General features: G+C 39.7%; 10 protein-coding genes. 4 read left to right on the top strand and 6 right to left on the bottom strand.

Going from position 1 to position 14,933, the window contains the following annotated elements; genetic code table 11:
* Window positions 1–870: 870 nt before the first annotated feature.
* The 3 genes from E7480_08050 to E7480_08060 form a co-directional block, all read right to left on the bottom strand.
* Window positions 871–2,037 carry a hypothetical protein gene (locus tag E7480_08050; protein ID MBE6904541.1) on the bottom strand — a complete coding sequence of 389 codons (1,167 nt, stop codon included), beginning with the start codon at window positions 2,035–2,037 and terminating at the stop codon, window positions 871–873.
* 71 nt (window positions 2,038–2,108) lie between these two features.
* The gene (locus E7480_08055; GenBank protein MBE6904542.1) at window positions 2,109–3,155 is read right to left on the bottom strand and encodes a glycerol-3-phosphate dehydrogenase; all 1,047 of its coding nucleotides are present in this window, start codon (window positions 3,153–3,155) and stop codon (window positions 2,109–2,111) included.
* A gap of 1 nt (window position 3,156) precedes the next feature.
* Window positions 3,157–3,942: an AraC family transcriptional regulator gene (locus E7480_08060; protein MBE6904543.1), complete on the bottom strand. Its 786-nt coding sequence runs from the start codon at window positions 3,940–3,942 to the stop codon at window positions 3,157–3,159.
* A gap of 109 nt (window positions 3,943–4,051) precedes the next feature.
* Here E7480_08060 and E7480_08065 point away from each other — a divergent pair, with 109 nt between their 5' ends.
* Window positions 4,052–5,371, top strand: coding sequence for an alpha-glucosidase/alpha-galactosidase (locus E7480_08065; GenBank protein MBE6904544.1), 1,320 nt, complete (start codon window positions 4,052–4,054; stop codon window positions 5,369–5,371).
* Between the two features lie 455 nt (window positions 5,372–5,826).
* Here E7480_08065 and E7480_08070 read toward each other — a convergent pair whose 3' ends face one another.
* Window positions 5,827–6,960 (bottom strand): Gfo/Idh/MocA family oxidoreductase, encoded by a 1,134-nt coding sequence (locus tag E7480_08070; protein ID MBE6904545.1) that lies wholly within the window; start codon window positions 6,958–6,960, stop codon window positions 5,827–5,829.
* A gap of 284 nt (window positions 6,961–7,244) precedes the next feature.
* Here E7480_08070 and E7480_08075 point away from each other — a divergent pair, with 284 nt between their 5' ends.
* From E7480_08075 to E7480_08085, 3 genes are all read left to right on the top strand, one after another.
* Window positions 7,245–8,528, top strand: a complete 1,284-nt coding sequence (locus E7480_08075; GenBank protein MBE6904546.1) for a galactokinase — start codon at window positions 7,245–7,247, stop codon at window positions 8,526–8,528.
* A 464-nt stretch (window positions 8,529–8,992) separates the two neighbouring features.
* On the top strand, window positions 8,993–10,255 hold the full coding sequence (locus E7480_08080; GenBank protein ID MBE6904547.1) for a hypothetical protein: 1,263 nt from the start codon (window positions 8,993–8,995) through the stop codon (window positions 10,253–10,255).
* 26 nt (window positions 10,256–10,281) lie between these two features.
* Complete coding sequence (locus E7480_08085; protein MBE6904548.1) at window positions 10,282–11,730, top strand: sodium:solute symporter family protein; 1,449 nt, start codon at window positions 10,282–10,284, stop codon at window positions 11,728–11,730.
* A gap of 32 nt (window positions 11,731–11,762) precedes the next feature.
* On the opposite strand, the gene E7480_08090 is transcribed toward E7480_08085, so the two are convergent.
* Complete coding sequence (locus tag E7480_08090; GenBank protein ID MBE6904549.1) at window positions 11,763–13,457, bottom strand: glycoside hydrolase family 2; 1,695 nt, start codon at window positions 13,455–13,457, stop codon at window positions 11,763–11,765.
* Window positions 13,458–13,808: 351 nt separating this feature from the next.
* Entirely contained in the window at window positions 13,809–14,747 is a 939-nt protein-coding gene (locus tag E7480_08095) for a hypothetical protein (protein MBE6904550.1), read from the bottom strand.
* Window positions 14,748–14,933 lie beyond the last annotated feature (186 nt).

Here is a 14,933-nt window from a genome sequence, read left to right on the forward strand (position 1 = left end):
AAAAAAGGCGCAGTCCTTTATTGAAAAAAATATGTGCCAAAGCTTACAGCTTTATACAAGCTTTCGTGAAAAAAGAAGCACAGTAAAAGGCTTCCTTGAGGATTATGCCTTCTATATCTGCGCTCTTATTGAGCTTTATAATTCCACCTTAGATAATAATTTTCTTGAAAAAGCAAAATCTTTTTGCGCTGATGCTGTAAAAAGATTTTCAGATGCTCAAAATGGCTTTTTAATGAGTGAAAGCGAAGCAAATGAGCTTTTTATAAACCCCAAGGAAGCCTACGACGGCGCAACTCCCAGCGGAAATTCAGTTATGGCATATAATTTTGTAAGACTGTATCAGCTGACTCAAGAGGAAAAATATCTACAGCTTTGGGAAAAGCAAAACGAATTTATGTCTGCTCAGGCGCAAAATTATCCTGCAAATCACAGTATGTTTTTACTCTCAAGGCTTTTATACGAAAATCCCCCTGCATCAATAACTATAGCTTTAAAGGATAAGTCTGCAAAAATAGACGAGCTTCCTTTTTTAGCGAATGTAAAAGCGGTATACGACAGCAAGGAGTACCCTCTTATAAACGAAAAGACAACCTACTACGTTTGCAAAAACAACGCCTGTCTGCCACCGTCAAATGAATCGTCTTTGTGATAACAGATAATTTAGCTTTAAACGAAGTTTAAAATTTAGCTAAATTCGCTGTCGCAAGCTAAATGTGCTAACGCACGCTAAATTGACTTTGGCAGCTAAATTGACCTACGGTCAGCTTAATGCGAATTTTATTTAGCTACTCCAAAGGAGTTATTTAGCTTTAGAAATTTGGCACATAAAAAAGCAAGAACGAAAACCGTTCTTGCTTTTACTATATACCTTTATCTTAAATTTTCGGGTACGCCGTACTCCTCTGCTGCCTCTGCGAAAGCCAAAAGGTTTTCAATAGGTGTACCGGGACAAACATTTGCACCGTCACCAAGCATAAAGCCGCCGCAGGGCGCCAAAACCTCTATTACTTTTCTGCAAGCCTCTTTGACCTGTTCCTTTGTTCCGTCTTTTATTAAAACAGGATCAATATTACCCCATAACAAAGATTTTCCGCCCAAGGTGCGTGCTACATCTTTCGGGTCTACAGGACAGCCAAACATATTAAAGCTGTTAATTTTCAAATCGTCTGCCAGAATTTCAAGCAAATGAGTAGACGGTCCGCACATATGAAGGCCTCTTGCAAAGTCAGGACCTGTGCTGTATCTGTCATAACAGCGTTTGGTGTAGGGAACAACCATTTCTCTGAACATATCAGGAGATAATATAGTGGAAGAGTCCTCTGCAAGATGAATTCCGTAACGGGGACGGGGGTCTATCTTACGGGCGTAATCCTCTGCCGCCATACAGTCCAAGGTGATTTTTTCGAGCATTTTATGGCACTCTTCGGGATATTCCGCCATCCAATAATAAAACTCTGTGCCTGCCATATCAACAGCCACCATATGCGGTCCTAACACCAATTGAGAAAAGGGCGCCATTTCCACTCTTCCCTCTATTATGTTGCTTCCGTGTCCGATAGTCAAACGAGTGTCCTTACAAAATTCCTGCATTTTAAAGAACCACTCTATACGTCTGCCCCACAAGCCCGAGTCAACCTCGGGGATTTTCATTTTTTCGATTTCGGAAACATCCTGCATAAAGGGGATTGCCTGAAGAGTTTCGTTTTCGGGCCAATAAATTTCACAGCCGAAAGCAGATGCCTGTATAACATTATCAAACCAAGGATTTATATAAATTACGGGTGAAATAAGAAAATCACTGTTTAATAGTTCAGCGTGCATTTTTGCAAATTTGAGAAGATATACAAACTGGGTTTCGGGGTCTTTGAAGATTTCACAAAGCTTAACATTTAAAAGCGGCGCAAAAAAGCGAGGCTCTACACAGAAATTTATAGGTACACGGTCGTGATACTTAAATTCCACTCTGCGCTGCATACGCAACAAGCTTTGCTCCATACGGGAAGTGTCTATATCAATGTGTAATTCAAAACGTGCCATTTGAAAGCTTCCTTTCAATTAGTTTTTTTGAATTTTATCACTGTGTTAAGGTTATGTCAATAAAATTTTTATCACTGTTCAAAAGTGAATTTATCCCAAGGAATATTGACCTCTTTTTTCTGTATAATTATTTGGTCTATATGCATAAGCAAGGGGAAATCTTCTGTATTTAAAAGTCCCTTTTTAGCTTTTAGCTTTATTGCTCTTACAACACGCTCGGTTACAACCAACGACTCAAGAGTAACTCCCTCAAGCTCAGCCTTTGCTTTATCTATGTCTAAGCCTCTGCCCAATAAAATTCCCATAAGTCTTGTTCTTCCGCCGTATACTGTTACATACAAATCCCCTGCTCCTAAAACCAGGTTGTTCAAATCCTTCGAGCCTTGCATTTCAAGAAGCTTATACATCTCTCTCACCGACTGTCCGAAAATTGCCGCCTGAGAGTTAAAATGAAGCTCGCTGTCTATACCGAATTTCTTTTGATTTAAGCCGATAGTCAGCGCAACTCCTAAGGCATATCCGTTTTTAAGGGCGACTGCGCTTTCAACGCCCACGATATCAGTGGAAAGACTTATATGATAATAATCAGTTGCCATAGCTGTCTTTATCATACGCAAAACAGCTAAATCCTTACCGCAAAAGGTAACTTCGGTCTGGTCGTGAAAAACAAGCTCATAGCTTGTGCAAGGGCCGCCGATTGCGTTTAAAGGGATATTCTTTTTAAGCTCATCAAGCTTTTTCTGCCAAATGTCAAGATAGGTTAAAAGCTCTCCGTCAGGGGTATCCATAAGTCCCTTTGTAACGGAAATAACGGGAATGTTTTCCTTTAACTCGGGAAGAATTTCATCTCTGAACCACTCTACCCCAAAGCTGCTTACACCGCAAATAATAAAATCGGCACCGTTTAAGGCTTTTTGTAAATCCTCTATCTGATAATATTCAACTCCTGCAGGAAAATCCTTATTGAATTTGGGGTGTCTGTTTGTTTTTTGACAGCAATCAATAATCTCTCTGTCAAGAGGTGTTCCCACAAGGCGCACCTTGTTTTTATTTTCTGCACAGGGAAATGCAAGAGCTGAGCCCATCATTCCCGAGCCGATAACAACTATTGTTTTCATTTTAAATTTCCCTTTCTTTTTTCGACTGATAGCTTTTTATATACTGACGAGGCGACATTCCGAAATGCTTTTTAAACATTTTTGAAAAATTACAGATATCTGTATACCCTACCGAATATGCGGCAACCGAAACGCCGACACCGTTGTCGATAATGAGAGATAAAGCAACATTCATTCTGTAATTAAATAAATACTGCTTAGGTGAAATACCCATTTTATTTTTAAACAAAGCCGAAAAATAGCTGTGGTCAAGACCTAATCTTGCGGCAAGCTTTTCAATAGTCAAGTCGTACATATACTCAGAATGTATACAGTCAAGAGCTTTGCCAACATAGCTTATGCTCTGTTTTTTATTTTCAAGCAGGACAGAAAACAACTCCCATAGCTTTGCGCTCAAAAAAGCGCTTCTTCCGTTTTCCAACTCCACCGCATTTTTCATAGAGGTAAATATACGCAGTGCCTTAGGACAGCAAATTACAGCAGGAAGCTCAAGGGGAAGCTCTGCTTTTGTAGTAAATCCAATCCATATATAGCTCCAGGGGTTATTTGCATCTGCCTCATAGTAGGTTTCGACATACGGCGGAATTATAAACATTTCACCCTCTCTCACCGTATACTCCTTATCATATATCCTAAAAATGCCAAATCCCGACTCTACAAAATGAATAAGCCAATGAGTCCTTGTCGCAGGCCCGTAGCCGTGGGATTTTTCGCAATTTTCATACCCTAATTGCATAGGATTTAAGCCTGCATACCCTTCATCTGTTATTATAATATTCTCCCTCATATTTAAAAAGCCTTTCAAAAAACAATAAAAATGACAACTTTTTATATAATTATACCATTTCAAAAAAGTGCTCGTCAATATATAATTGAATAAAAAGGAGTGTTTGTATATGAAAATTACATTTATGGGCGCAGGAAGTACCGTATTTGCAAGAAACGTAATAGGCGACTGTATGTGTGTTGACTCTCTCAAGGACAGCACCTTTGCTCTTTACGATATTGATGAGGGTCGTATCCAAGAAAGTAAAACTATTCTTGAAGCTATCCGTAAGGCAAAGGGCGGCTTTGGTAAAATTGAATGTTACGTAGGCGCAGAGCAGAGAAAAGCGGCTCTCAGAAATGCAGATTTTATTATAAATGCAATTCAGGTAGGCGGATATGAGCCCTGTACCGTAATTGATTTTGAAATTCCCAAAAAGTACGGCTTAAGACAGACTATAGGCGACACCTTAGGAATAGGCGGAATTATGAGAACTCTCCGAACAATACCTGTTCTTGAAGAATTTGCAAGGGATATTGAAGAGGTTTGTCCCAATGCACTCTTTTTAAATTATACAAATCCTATGGCTATGCTCACAGGTTATATGCTGAGATATACCGGTGTTAAAACAGTCGGTCTTTGCCACAGCGTGCAGATATGTACCGAAAGTCTTTTTGAGGGCTTGGGTATGAAGGACAAGCTTGAGGGCTGTAAGGAGCTTATTGCGGGAATAAACCATATGGCATGGCTTCTTGAAATAAAGGACAAAAACGGAGTTGACCTTTATCCCGAAATAAAATCAAAGGTAGACGCATATATTGCTAATCCCGAAAACACAAACAAAATAAGAATGGATTATATTCGTAATTTCGGCTATTACTGTACCGAATCAAGTGAGCATAATGCAGAATATAATCCCTTCTATATAAAAAGCAAATATCCCGAGCTTATTGAAAAGCTGAATATTCCTCTTGATGAATATCCACGCCGCTGCATCAATCAGATAGAAGGCTGGAAAAAGGAATACAAGGAAATGCTTGAAGGCGGCGTTAAGGAGCATAACCGCACCAACGAATACGCATCAAGAATTATTCAGAGTATTGTAGAGGGCACTCCGTACAAAATAGGCGGTAACGTGCTTAACAAAGGACATCTTATCACAAATTTCCCCGAGGAAGCTTGCGTAGAGGTGCCTTGCCTTGTTGATGCTCAGGGAATACACCCCTGCTATGTAGGTGCTCTTCCCTTGCAGTGCGCCGCTATGAATATGACAAATATCAATGTTCAGCTTCTTACCATTGAAGCAGCTGTTACACAAAAGAAGGAGCATATCTATCAGGCGGCTATGCTTGACCCTCACACAGCAAGCGAGCTTGACATTGATACAATCAAAAAAATGGTGGACGAGCTTATAGAGGCACACGGCAACTATCTGCCTAAATACAATTAAAGGAAAACCTCGCAACATAGCAGAAATGTTCGCTAAGAACATTTCTGCAACTCTATTCGCCTTACGGCGAGTGATATTGCTTCGCAGGTTATTGGCGAATAGAATATCACTAAGTTCAACGGACTTAATATCACTTTCTTTTAAATTATCTCGCCATAGGCGAGGAATTTTCAAAAGAAAATATCACGCTGCCAAAGGCAGCATATCACTTAACAGACAAAAAAAGAAAGAGAAGACTCGTTGTAATAAACCAATCTTCTCTTTTCTGTTGTTCGTGGGTTTAGGCTACTGCCGGGTTGCATTTGTACATACAATGCGAGGCTGTTTCTTACCGAAAACCACAATTCATTTCGACAGCAAAAACTTCGCTAACGACATTACGCATAGTAGTTGCGAGACTTTTTGTTTTCCGAAGCAGTAAATTTAATTACTTTTTTGACTAAATATAGCCATTATTATAATGTAAGAGCGCTTTCTTCCTTACGGGTCCAGCCGCCGTCTCCCATATAGCCTGTGGGAAGTGCTTTAGGAGTTTCAAAGGTAGATTCCATACGGTAAAGCTTTCCGCTTTCTGCGCTTCCGATAATGCCGTGCATCAATTCGAAAACGTGGAATGCCATTTCCTTGCTTGCACGGTTCTTTCTGCCCTGAACAATTGCCCAAGCCATTTCAGCAGCACCTACGCCACGAGAGTTTTCCGCAAAGCCGTGAGTAAGCGGGAATTCAACCTTGCCGCTTCCTGTTTTCTGAATGTATACAGGATTTCCGAACTCATTGGGATTGCCCATATAAACGATACCGTCTGTTCCGTAGATTTCAAGACCGTAGGTTTCATCAAGAAGACAGTCGGAATTCATATGAAGAGTTCCCAGAACGCCGTTAGCATACTTCATTGTAGCTGTAATAACGTTTGCGTCCTCAAGAACATATTCCTCACCGTAATTAGCAGCGCCTACACGGGTATTTACACGGTCGGGCTCATTGATAGCTGTGAAAGCTGAAACAGCTTCTACAGGGCCGAGTATTGATGCAAGAGCAGTTAAGTAGTAGCCGCCCATATCAAAGCCGATACCGCCGCCACGTTTGCAAAGGTGAGTAAGGAATTCACCGTAAATACCGTAGTTACGGCTGATAGATGCTCTGCAGGATACAGGCTTTCCGATAAGTCCTGATTCTACAATATATTTTGCTGTCTGAACGCTTGCGCCAAGGAAGGTATCAGGAGCAACACCGAGATACAAGCCTTTTTTATTTGCAAGCTCAACAAGCTCTTTACCCTGCCATAATTCAACAGCAATCATTTTCTCGGAGAAAACGTGCTTGCCTGCTTCTAAGCATTGTTTAATAATGGGATAATGAGCTGCAGGAATTGTAAGGTTAATAACCATATCAATAGAAGAGTCAGCGCAGATTTCATCAACTGTCATAGCCTTACAGCTATATTTTTCAGCGCTTTGCTTCATTCTGTCTTCCATAAGGTCGCTACAAGCAACAAGCTCTAAAATCTGGAACTTACCGCTTTTGATGTTAGACATATAAATATCGCTGATGCTTCCGCAGCCAATGACTGCAACATTTAACTTTTTCATTTTCTTATCTCCTTTTATAATAAAATAAAATTGACAACAATTATTATAATACATAAATTAAAAATTTTGTCAAGCACTTAAACGTTTTAAAAATCAAGTTTTTCAAAATAAATGGTACTTTTTTCAAGAAATTCATAAAAAAAATTACCGAAATTACTTAAACGTTTTAATAAGGCATTTCTTTAGTAATTAATAAAACTGTTTTTTTTAAAACTACTTGACTTTATAAAGCTTTTCAGCCATTATATAAATAGAAAGATTTTTACAAAACAGGGGAAGATATAATGAACATTGCCAAATGTATAGAAGAAATACAAAGTCAAAAAATTACAAAGCTTTTCGAAGAGCTTTACGGCACACAAAATAATATTGTTGAAAAGCAACGTCAAAGATATACTCAAGCCATTAAGACTTTTTGCGAGCTTTTTCCCGAAAGAGAGGAAATAAAAATATATTCTGCCCCCGGAAGAACAGAAATCGGTGGCAATCACACAGACCATCAGCACGGAAAAATTCTTGCAGGTGCTGTCAATCTTGATATTATTGCAATTGTTTCTTTCCATAACGAAGGCGTTATCAGAGTAAAATCCGAGGGCTACGAGCTTGCTGAAATTGAGCTTAAAAACATAGTTCCCGACAAAAATGACGATGGCACAAAGGCTCTTGTAAAGGGAGTTGTTTCTAAATTTCAAGAGAAAAATATTACAGTAGACGGATTTGATATGTATACAATATCCGACGTTATCCGTGGCGGCGGAATTTCTTCCTCTGCGGCATTTGAAACGCTGATTGGAACAGTAATTGATGAGCAATATAACGGTGGTAAAAGCACACCCTTTGAAATTGCGCAATACGGTTGGTATGCAGAAAATGTATTCTTCGGTAAGAGTTGCGGTCTGCTTGACCAGACAGTTTGTTCCTATGGCGGTCTTGTTTGCGCCGATTTTAAAAATCCGAATGCGCCCGAGGTTAAAAAGTTGGATTTTGACTTTGAAAAATTCGGCTACACTCTCTGTATTACCGACACAAAAAGCAGTCACGAAAATCTAACAGGCGACTACATAGCTATAAGAGAGGAAATGAAACAGGTCGCAGCCTGCTTTGGCTGTGAGGTGCTCAGTCAAGTGGATGAAAAGGAGCTTTACTCTTCTCTTCCGACACTCAGAAAAAGCTGTTCTGACCGTGCTCTTTTAAGAGCTATGCACTTTTTGAGCGAAACAAAAAGAGCATTTGAAGAAGCAGAGGCTCTTAAGAATAACGATATAGAGCTTTTCTTAAAGCTTGTAAACGAATCGGGAATATCCTCGGGTAATCTTTTGCAAAATCTTTATTCCACTAATACCCCCACCGAGCAGGCAATTCCTTTGGCGCTTGTTATAAGCAAAAGATTGCTTAAGGGCGCAGGTGCTTTCCGTGTTCACGGCGGCGGCTTTGCGGGTACTATCCAAGCCTTCGTACCAACAGAGCTTGTATCGGAATACAAAGCTCACATCGAAGAAATCTTCGGAAAAGATTCTTGCCTTGTAATGAAAATCCGTCCCGTCGGCGGCATTGAGATAATGGGATAAGACTATAAGGTGATGTAAAAAAAGCACAGAACGCATAAAACAAGTAAATAAAAGTATTATATACTATCATCTCTTAAAATAAAGAGCAAAATTTAACAGAAAAACATCTTTTTGCTAATTTTTTTAAGAAATATATGTTTTATGCTATATGCCAATTTTGCCCTCGGAGTACCTCTGTACACCGTCGGGTAACCGACAACAAAGTCTTTGTTGTCGCAAAATTGACATATTCTGTACATTTTTTCCTATCCCCTACAAAAATAGGCTGTAAAAAAACGAAATTTTTTACAGCCTATTTTTAATCAGATTTCGATTACATTTCTTACAAAACGACGATTGTTACAACCTTATTTAATAATAGCATTTTCTTGCAATTAAGTTTAACTTGACAAAAAAACTTTATAAAGTATATAATACTATTAGTTTACTATGCAAATATAGTAAGAACAAAGGTTGTTAAATTTATGGATTTCAGAGAAAAAAAGCTACTTATACTTGCGGGCGCAGGAGTACATAACAAGGTCGTTAAAGCGGCAAAGGAAATGGGAATATATACAATAGTAACCGACTATTTAACTGATTCCCCTGCTAAAAAGTTAGCAGACGAAGCCTGGATGTACAGCATTACCGATGTGGAACAGATAGTGGAGCGATGCAAAAAAGAAAAGGTTGACGGCGTTTTATCTTTTTGTATTGACCCCGGTCAAAAGCCGTATCAGCAGATTTGTGAAAAATTAAATCTGCCGTGTTATGCTACCAAGGAACAATTTGAAATAATGACCGATAAACGCAATTTCAAGGACTTTTGTATAAAACACGGGGTTGACGTTATACCGGAATATACCGAGAATGACATATTGAACGATAGAGTTCAATATCCCGTATTTATTAAGCCTAATATAAGCAGAGGCTCAAGAGGTCAATCGGTATGCTATACCAAAGAGGAAAGTCTGAAGGCAATTTCTTTTGCAAAAGCAAATTCAAACGACAATAATTTTATATGCGAAAAATATATGAACGGAAAGCAGGATATAGGTTCTGCCTTTTTCGTTGTTGACGGGGAGCCTTTCTTGGTTAAATTCGGAGACCGTTTTTTAGGCTCAGAAAAGGATAATTTACAAAAGCAGGTTATTTGCACTCGCCTGCCCTCAAACTTTCATCCTAAATTTGAAAAAGACGTAATGCCGAGAGTTATTGAAATGATAAAAGCCCTTGGAATAAAGTACGGACCTGTATTTATGCAAGGCTTTATTGACGGAGATACTGTCAGATATTATGACCCTGCCTTACGTATGCCCGGCGGAGATTATGATTTAATTTTGAAAAAAGCAACAGGCTTTGATACTGTTAAATCCCTTATTCATTTTGCTCTGACAGGCGATACCAAAACCTGCTTTGGAAAAATTGAAAACGCTTATAAGCTAAACAACGGAACGGCTTTACTTATAACTATTTCCGTAAAAGCAGGAGTCATTGATAAAATTATAGGTTTTGATGAAACAATGAGCCTTCCCGATGTAGTATACGGCCGTCAGATTATCGGCGAGGGTGAGAAAATCGAGGGCAACGGTGATATCGGTCAACGTGTTGCAGCCTTTGGCTTATATATACCCTTTGGGCAAGCTCAAGATAAATGTATTGAAAAGATATATGATACATATAAAGTGCTCAACGAGCACGGAGAAAATATGATAGTTTCAAAATTTGACAGTAATTTATTGTCTTAAATTTATATAATCGGGAGGCTATACTTATGTTTAATGTTTCTGCATTGGATTGGGTTGTTGTTATACTTTATCTGTTAGGTATGCTGGGCATAGGCATTCTGTTTACAAAGAAAATCCGCAATTCTGACGATTATTTTCTTGCAGGAAAATCTCTTGGCTTTTTCCCCATCGCTTGTAGCATAGCGGCAACCACTATAGGCGGAGCTGCCATGCTTGGCCGTACAGGTACAATTTATCAAAAAGGCTTAGCTGGAGTTACAATGGCTCTTCCCTATTTGTTAGCAATGGTTTTAATGGGTTTTGCTTTTCCAAGAATTGCAAAAATAGGAAAAAAATATAATGTCTCAACCTTGCCGCAATTATTCGGTGCACGCTACGGAAAAACCATACAAGCCATTATCGGTATAATCTGTTCTATAGGAATGGGCGCAAGTGTTGCAACTCAGATTTCAGGCTGTTCCACCGTCTTTAGCATTATGGGCGGTGATTCCCTTGGCATTTCTTATGAAACAGCAGCTATTTTTGCCACAATAATTTTTATAGTATATGTTCTTTTCTCGGGCTTATATAGTGTTGTCTGGACGGACGTAGTACAAGCTGTTCTTTTAGTTGGTATGATTTATCTTTTGCTCCCTATAAAAGGTATAGCTGATGCTGGCGGATGGGAAGTCGTAAAAAATACTATTCCTGCTACCCATTTTGATTGGAATTTTGATACAGCTATTGTTGGCGCTATGATTACCAATTTTGCTATAGTTGCCTGCAATCCTCCTATCTGGCAAAGAGCATTTGCGGCTAAAACATCGGGAACAGCTAAAAAAGGTATGATTGTCGGATATTGTATTTACGGTGCAACAATATTCCTATGTATATTTATTGCTTTTGCAGCACTGGTAATTTTACCAAACATAAAAGAAACCTTCCCAAGCTATGACTATACAGTTCCTGCATTGGTTATGACTGTTTTACCTAAGGGACTCATTGGCCTTACAATTGCGGCAATGCTGGCGGTATCAATGTCATCGGGAGATTCTCAGCTGCTTTGCTCTATGCAGCACTTCACTTCAGATTTTATGAAGGTTATAAAACCCAATATGACCACAAAGCAGGAGCTAAACTGCGGAAGAATTGCGTGTCTTGTTTCCGGTGTTATCGCTTTGGCTTTAGCGTTATGGATGAAGAGTGCATATGATTTGCTAATGCTTGTCTGGGGCTTCTATTCTTCAGCTATGGCTTGTCCTGCATTGGCTACACTGTTTTGGAAAAAGGCAACAAAAGTCGGTGTTGTTTCAGGTGCCTTTGGCGGACTGATAGCAAATATCGTTTGGAAATATGTTCTTGGCACTCCCTTTGGAATTTCAGCGGTTATTCCCGGCCTTTTGGTTAGTGCCCTGTTAATAATTGTTGTAAGCCTTGTTACCTACAACAAAGAAAATCCCCCTATGTTCTTTGAAACAAAAGACGAAGCTTTCTAAAATAAAAGCGAGGTGAATTTCACCTCGCTTTTTTATTTACACTCTTCTGTGAGCTGTGCTTGAAGCTGGGCGGCGAGGGCTGTCATTGCTTTTTCGTCGGCCTTGCAGACCTTACGGTCATAGGTTAAAAAGCCGTTGATTTCGTCCTCTACATCGCTGACTTGGGTGCATATGGCGCCGCAAAGACCTTTTTTGATAGCGGGCAGCACTTTGCTTTGGTACAGAGTCAGCATTTGGCTTTGGAACTGTTCCCGATTAGCGCAGGTTTTGTAGCCGTAAGCGTTATCGGGATTGAAAAGATGTCCCTCTACTGCATAGGCGTAGCCGCCGAACTCACTGAGTATCAACGGTTTTTTGGCGGGGCGAATCTGATTCCAAGGGCCAAAATAAATGTGAAGACTTTCCACGTCACTGCATTTTCGTCTAAACCAGCCTGATGTGGTGTCGATAATTCGGGTATCGTCCAGCGTTCGTAGCTTTTGGTAGACATTGTCGCTGTCAAACTGTCCCCAACCTTCGTTGAATACAGTCCAATAGAGAATACAGGGGTGGTTGCGAAGCTGTGCCACAGTCTGTTCCATACACTGCAGAAAACGCTCTCTGCTTTTAGCGTCTTTGTGCATATGCTTATCACGTAATTTCTGAATTCTTACTGTAGGTATGGCGGTGTCCCGAATAAAGCTGTAATCGCTGTTGTTCACCATATCCTGAAAGACTATCATACCCAGCCTGTCGCATTGGTAGTAAAACTCCTCCGCCTCCACCTTGATATGCTTGCGCAAGGTGTTGAAGCCAAGCCTTTTCATAGCTATTATGTCTTGGACATAACATTCAGGAGAGGCAGGGGTATAAATGCCGTCAGGCCAATAGCCTTGGTCTAAAAGGCCGTGAAAGAAATATGGCTTGCCGTTAAGGCAAAGACGGGGAATGCCGTCCACTACCTTGGTATCAATGAAGCGAATTGCAAAGTAGGAGTCCACCGTATCCTCTTCCGTAACAACCTTAAAGGAATAGAGATAGGGATTTTCGGGACTCCAAAGCTGTGGATTTTTCGGTTCAATTACCGCTCTGCCATTTTCCAAAGGATATTCGCCCAAGCCCTCCACCTGCACCTTACCGTTCAGGGCAGGATATATGGAGATATGGACACTGTAGCCACGGTTTTCAATCCGCATATCCTCAATATATCGTATCGGCACGCTCTCCAACCACACACTCTGCCAGATACCTGAAACAGGTGTGTACCACATTCCGCCTCGGCGTAGTGTCTGCTTGCCGTAGGGCATAGAAAGGTCACGCAAATCATCGGTACAGCAAATCTCTAACAGATTTTCTTCTTCCAATGCATCAGTAATATCCAAAGTAAAGGCGGTGTAGCCGCCTTCGTGACAGCCAACAAATTTCTTGTTTATATAAACTTCTGCAATCTGATCGGCTGCGCCGATGTGCAGAAGGACTCTGCCTTTGTTAAAGCCTTCAGGCAGTCTGAAATTTCGACGGTAAGAAAGAATACTGCCCTCGGGGAAATGTCGGTTTACTCCGGAAAGCAGACTTTCGGGGCAAAACGGTACCCGAATGGACAAGGGTTCTTCCTGTCCCTCCACGCTAAGCGTCCAGATGCCGTTAAGGTTAATATAGCTTTCACGGCGCAGCTGAGGTCTGGGATAAAGCTCCCAAGGTGTGCCTGTGAGCGCTTCGCCCTGGGAAGTATACAGCTTGTTAAGCATAAACTATCACTCCTGCTCAATATTATAATGGTTATAGTTAGTCGAAAAAGTAAATAAAAATACTTTTTCGACGCCAAATCAATGATTTGGAAACAAATTTTCGAAGAAAATTTGACAATAACCATTGCAATGAGTGTCGTGTGCAATTAAAATTTAAAAATTTTAATTGCACAAAGCCGATGAAATCGGCTTATCAAAACGCATTTAAGCGTTTCGACAAACAACAATCATTATACCATACACAAAAAAGAAAAACCATAGGTTATTTATTACGCAGAGTACGGCACAGAAGCATTGACATCAATGGACAGCGATACCTAAAAAAGCGAGGTAATCACCTCGCTTTTTTAGTTAATGTAACACTTTTTCCGTTATGTCAATCAATGCTTCAAAACCACCTTGAAGCTGTTCAATATTTTCAAACATTTCAGATTCATAAGATTTAAAGAAGGTATAGTCAGAAGCAATTTCTTGTACGGTATAGTAAACTGATGTTTGATTTGGATATCCAAACAAGGTAATACGTACTGTGTAATTTTCATCGGCAAAAACTGCTATAACAAATCCCGGTAATAATGGTTGTGTTTCAACGATTCTTCTTTGAATGGTGTATTGCAATTTTTCTATAGGAACATTATTCTTTCCTGTCTTCCCTGCAAAATAGAAGGTGGCAATAACTGTTGCAATTTCTATTACACCCATAATGGCGAATATTGTCCAATCAATGTTGCTGAATTCGTGCATTTCTCTTTCGCCGGTCAAAAAAACTGTGATAAAGATAATGATAAACATTAAAGCAACACCGGAACAAACATATATAAGCCCTTTCTTTTTGGTTGCTTTTAAGCTGTTTAACTTTTCGGTTAGCGTTTCCGGTTGTTCTGTCACATCAAAACTCATATTACGGCGAATAACAGAGCAAAGCGGCCAAGAATTTTCGATACCCATTATGGTATGCGTTTTACCGTCTTTTAATTGAATGATTAAGGTATTAGCTCGTGCTACGGCAAAAGTCACATCGGAAAGCTTGCAATCAATTTTACCGAACCAATGGTATTTTGCTTTGATTGAAGTTTCATCAATGTGTATATACGCACCAAGATTCAGTAGCCAAGACGGAATTACAACCAAGCATATCATAATGCCTGCAATTAAAAAAGTGAGTAATTCGCTAGTTGCTTCCGGATCAACGATATTCAAGAATATGTACATTCCTATAAATGCCAAACCACATAAAAACAAAAGAAATAACCAAACATTGAATTTTTTGCGAAGAAATATACCTTCCACAAAATCACCGCCTTTAATTTATTATATCACAACAGCTCTAAAAAGTAAATTGCGGCAGTATAAATTTCTTTTAATAACAAATACTAACATCACGATACCGCAAGGAGACCCCTTGCGAGTGAATAGTTAATAGTTGCGGTGTCGGCAAAGCCGACGAATATAAAATGTGCCAGGCACACCTTAATT

It is taken from the genome of Oscillospiraceae bacterium (assembly GCA_015067255.1).
Lineage (GTDB): Bacteria > Bacillota > Clostridia > Oscillospirales > SIG519 > SIG519.

Coding starts and splice junctions, on each gene's coding strand:
- E7480_08070 (MBE6904545.1), bottom strand. CDS start 6,960: ATGAAAAAGTTAAATGTTGCAGTCATTGGCTGCGGAAGCATCAGCGAT.
- E7480_08075 (MBE6904546.1), top strand. CDS start 7,245: ATGAACATTGCCAAATGTATAGAAGAAATACAAAGTCAAAAAATTACA.
- E7480_08055 (MBE6904542.1), bottom strand. CDS start 3,155: ATGAAAACAATAGTTGTTATCGGCTCGGGAATGATGGGCTCAGCTCTT.
- E7480_08060 (MBE6904543.1), bottom strand. CDS start 3,942: ATGAGGGAGAATATTATAATAACAGATGAAGGGTATGCAGGCTTAAAT.
- E7480_08090 (MBE6904549.1), bottom strand. CDS start 13,457: ATGCTTAACAAGCTGTATACTTCCCAGGGCGAAGCGCTCACAGGCACA.
- E7480_08050 (MBE6904541.1), bottom strand. CDS start 2,037: ATGGCACGTTTTGAATTACACATTGATATAGACACTTCCCGTATGGAG.
- E7480_08085 (MBE6904548.1), top strand. CDS start 10,282: ATGTTTAATGTTTCTGCATTGGATTGGGTTGTTGTTATACTTTATCTG.
- E7480_08065 (MBE6904544.1), top strand. CDS start 4,052: ATGAAAATTACATTTATGGGCGCAGGAAGTACCGTATTTGCAAGAAAC.
- E7480_08080 (MBE6904547.1), top strand. CDS start 8,993: ATGGATTTCAGAGAAAAAAAGCTACTTATACTTGCGGGCGCAGGAGTA.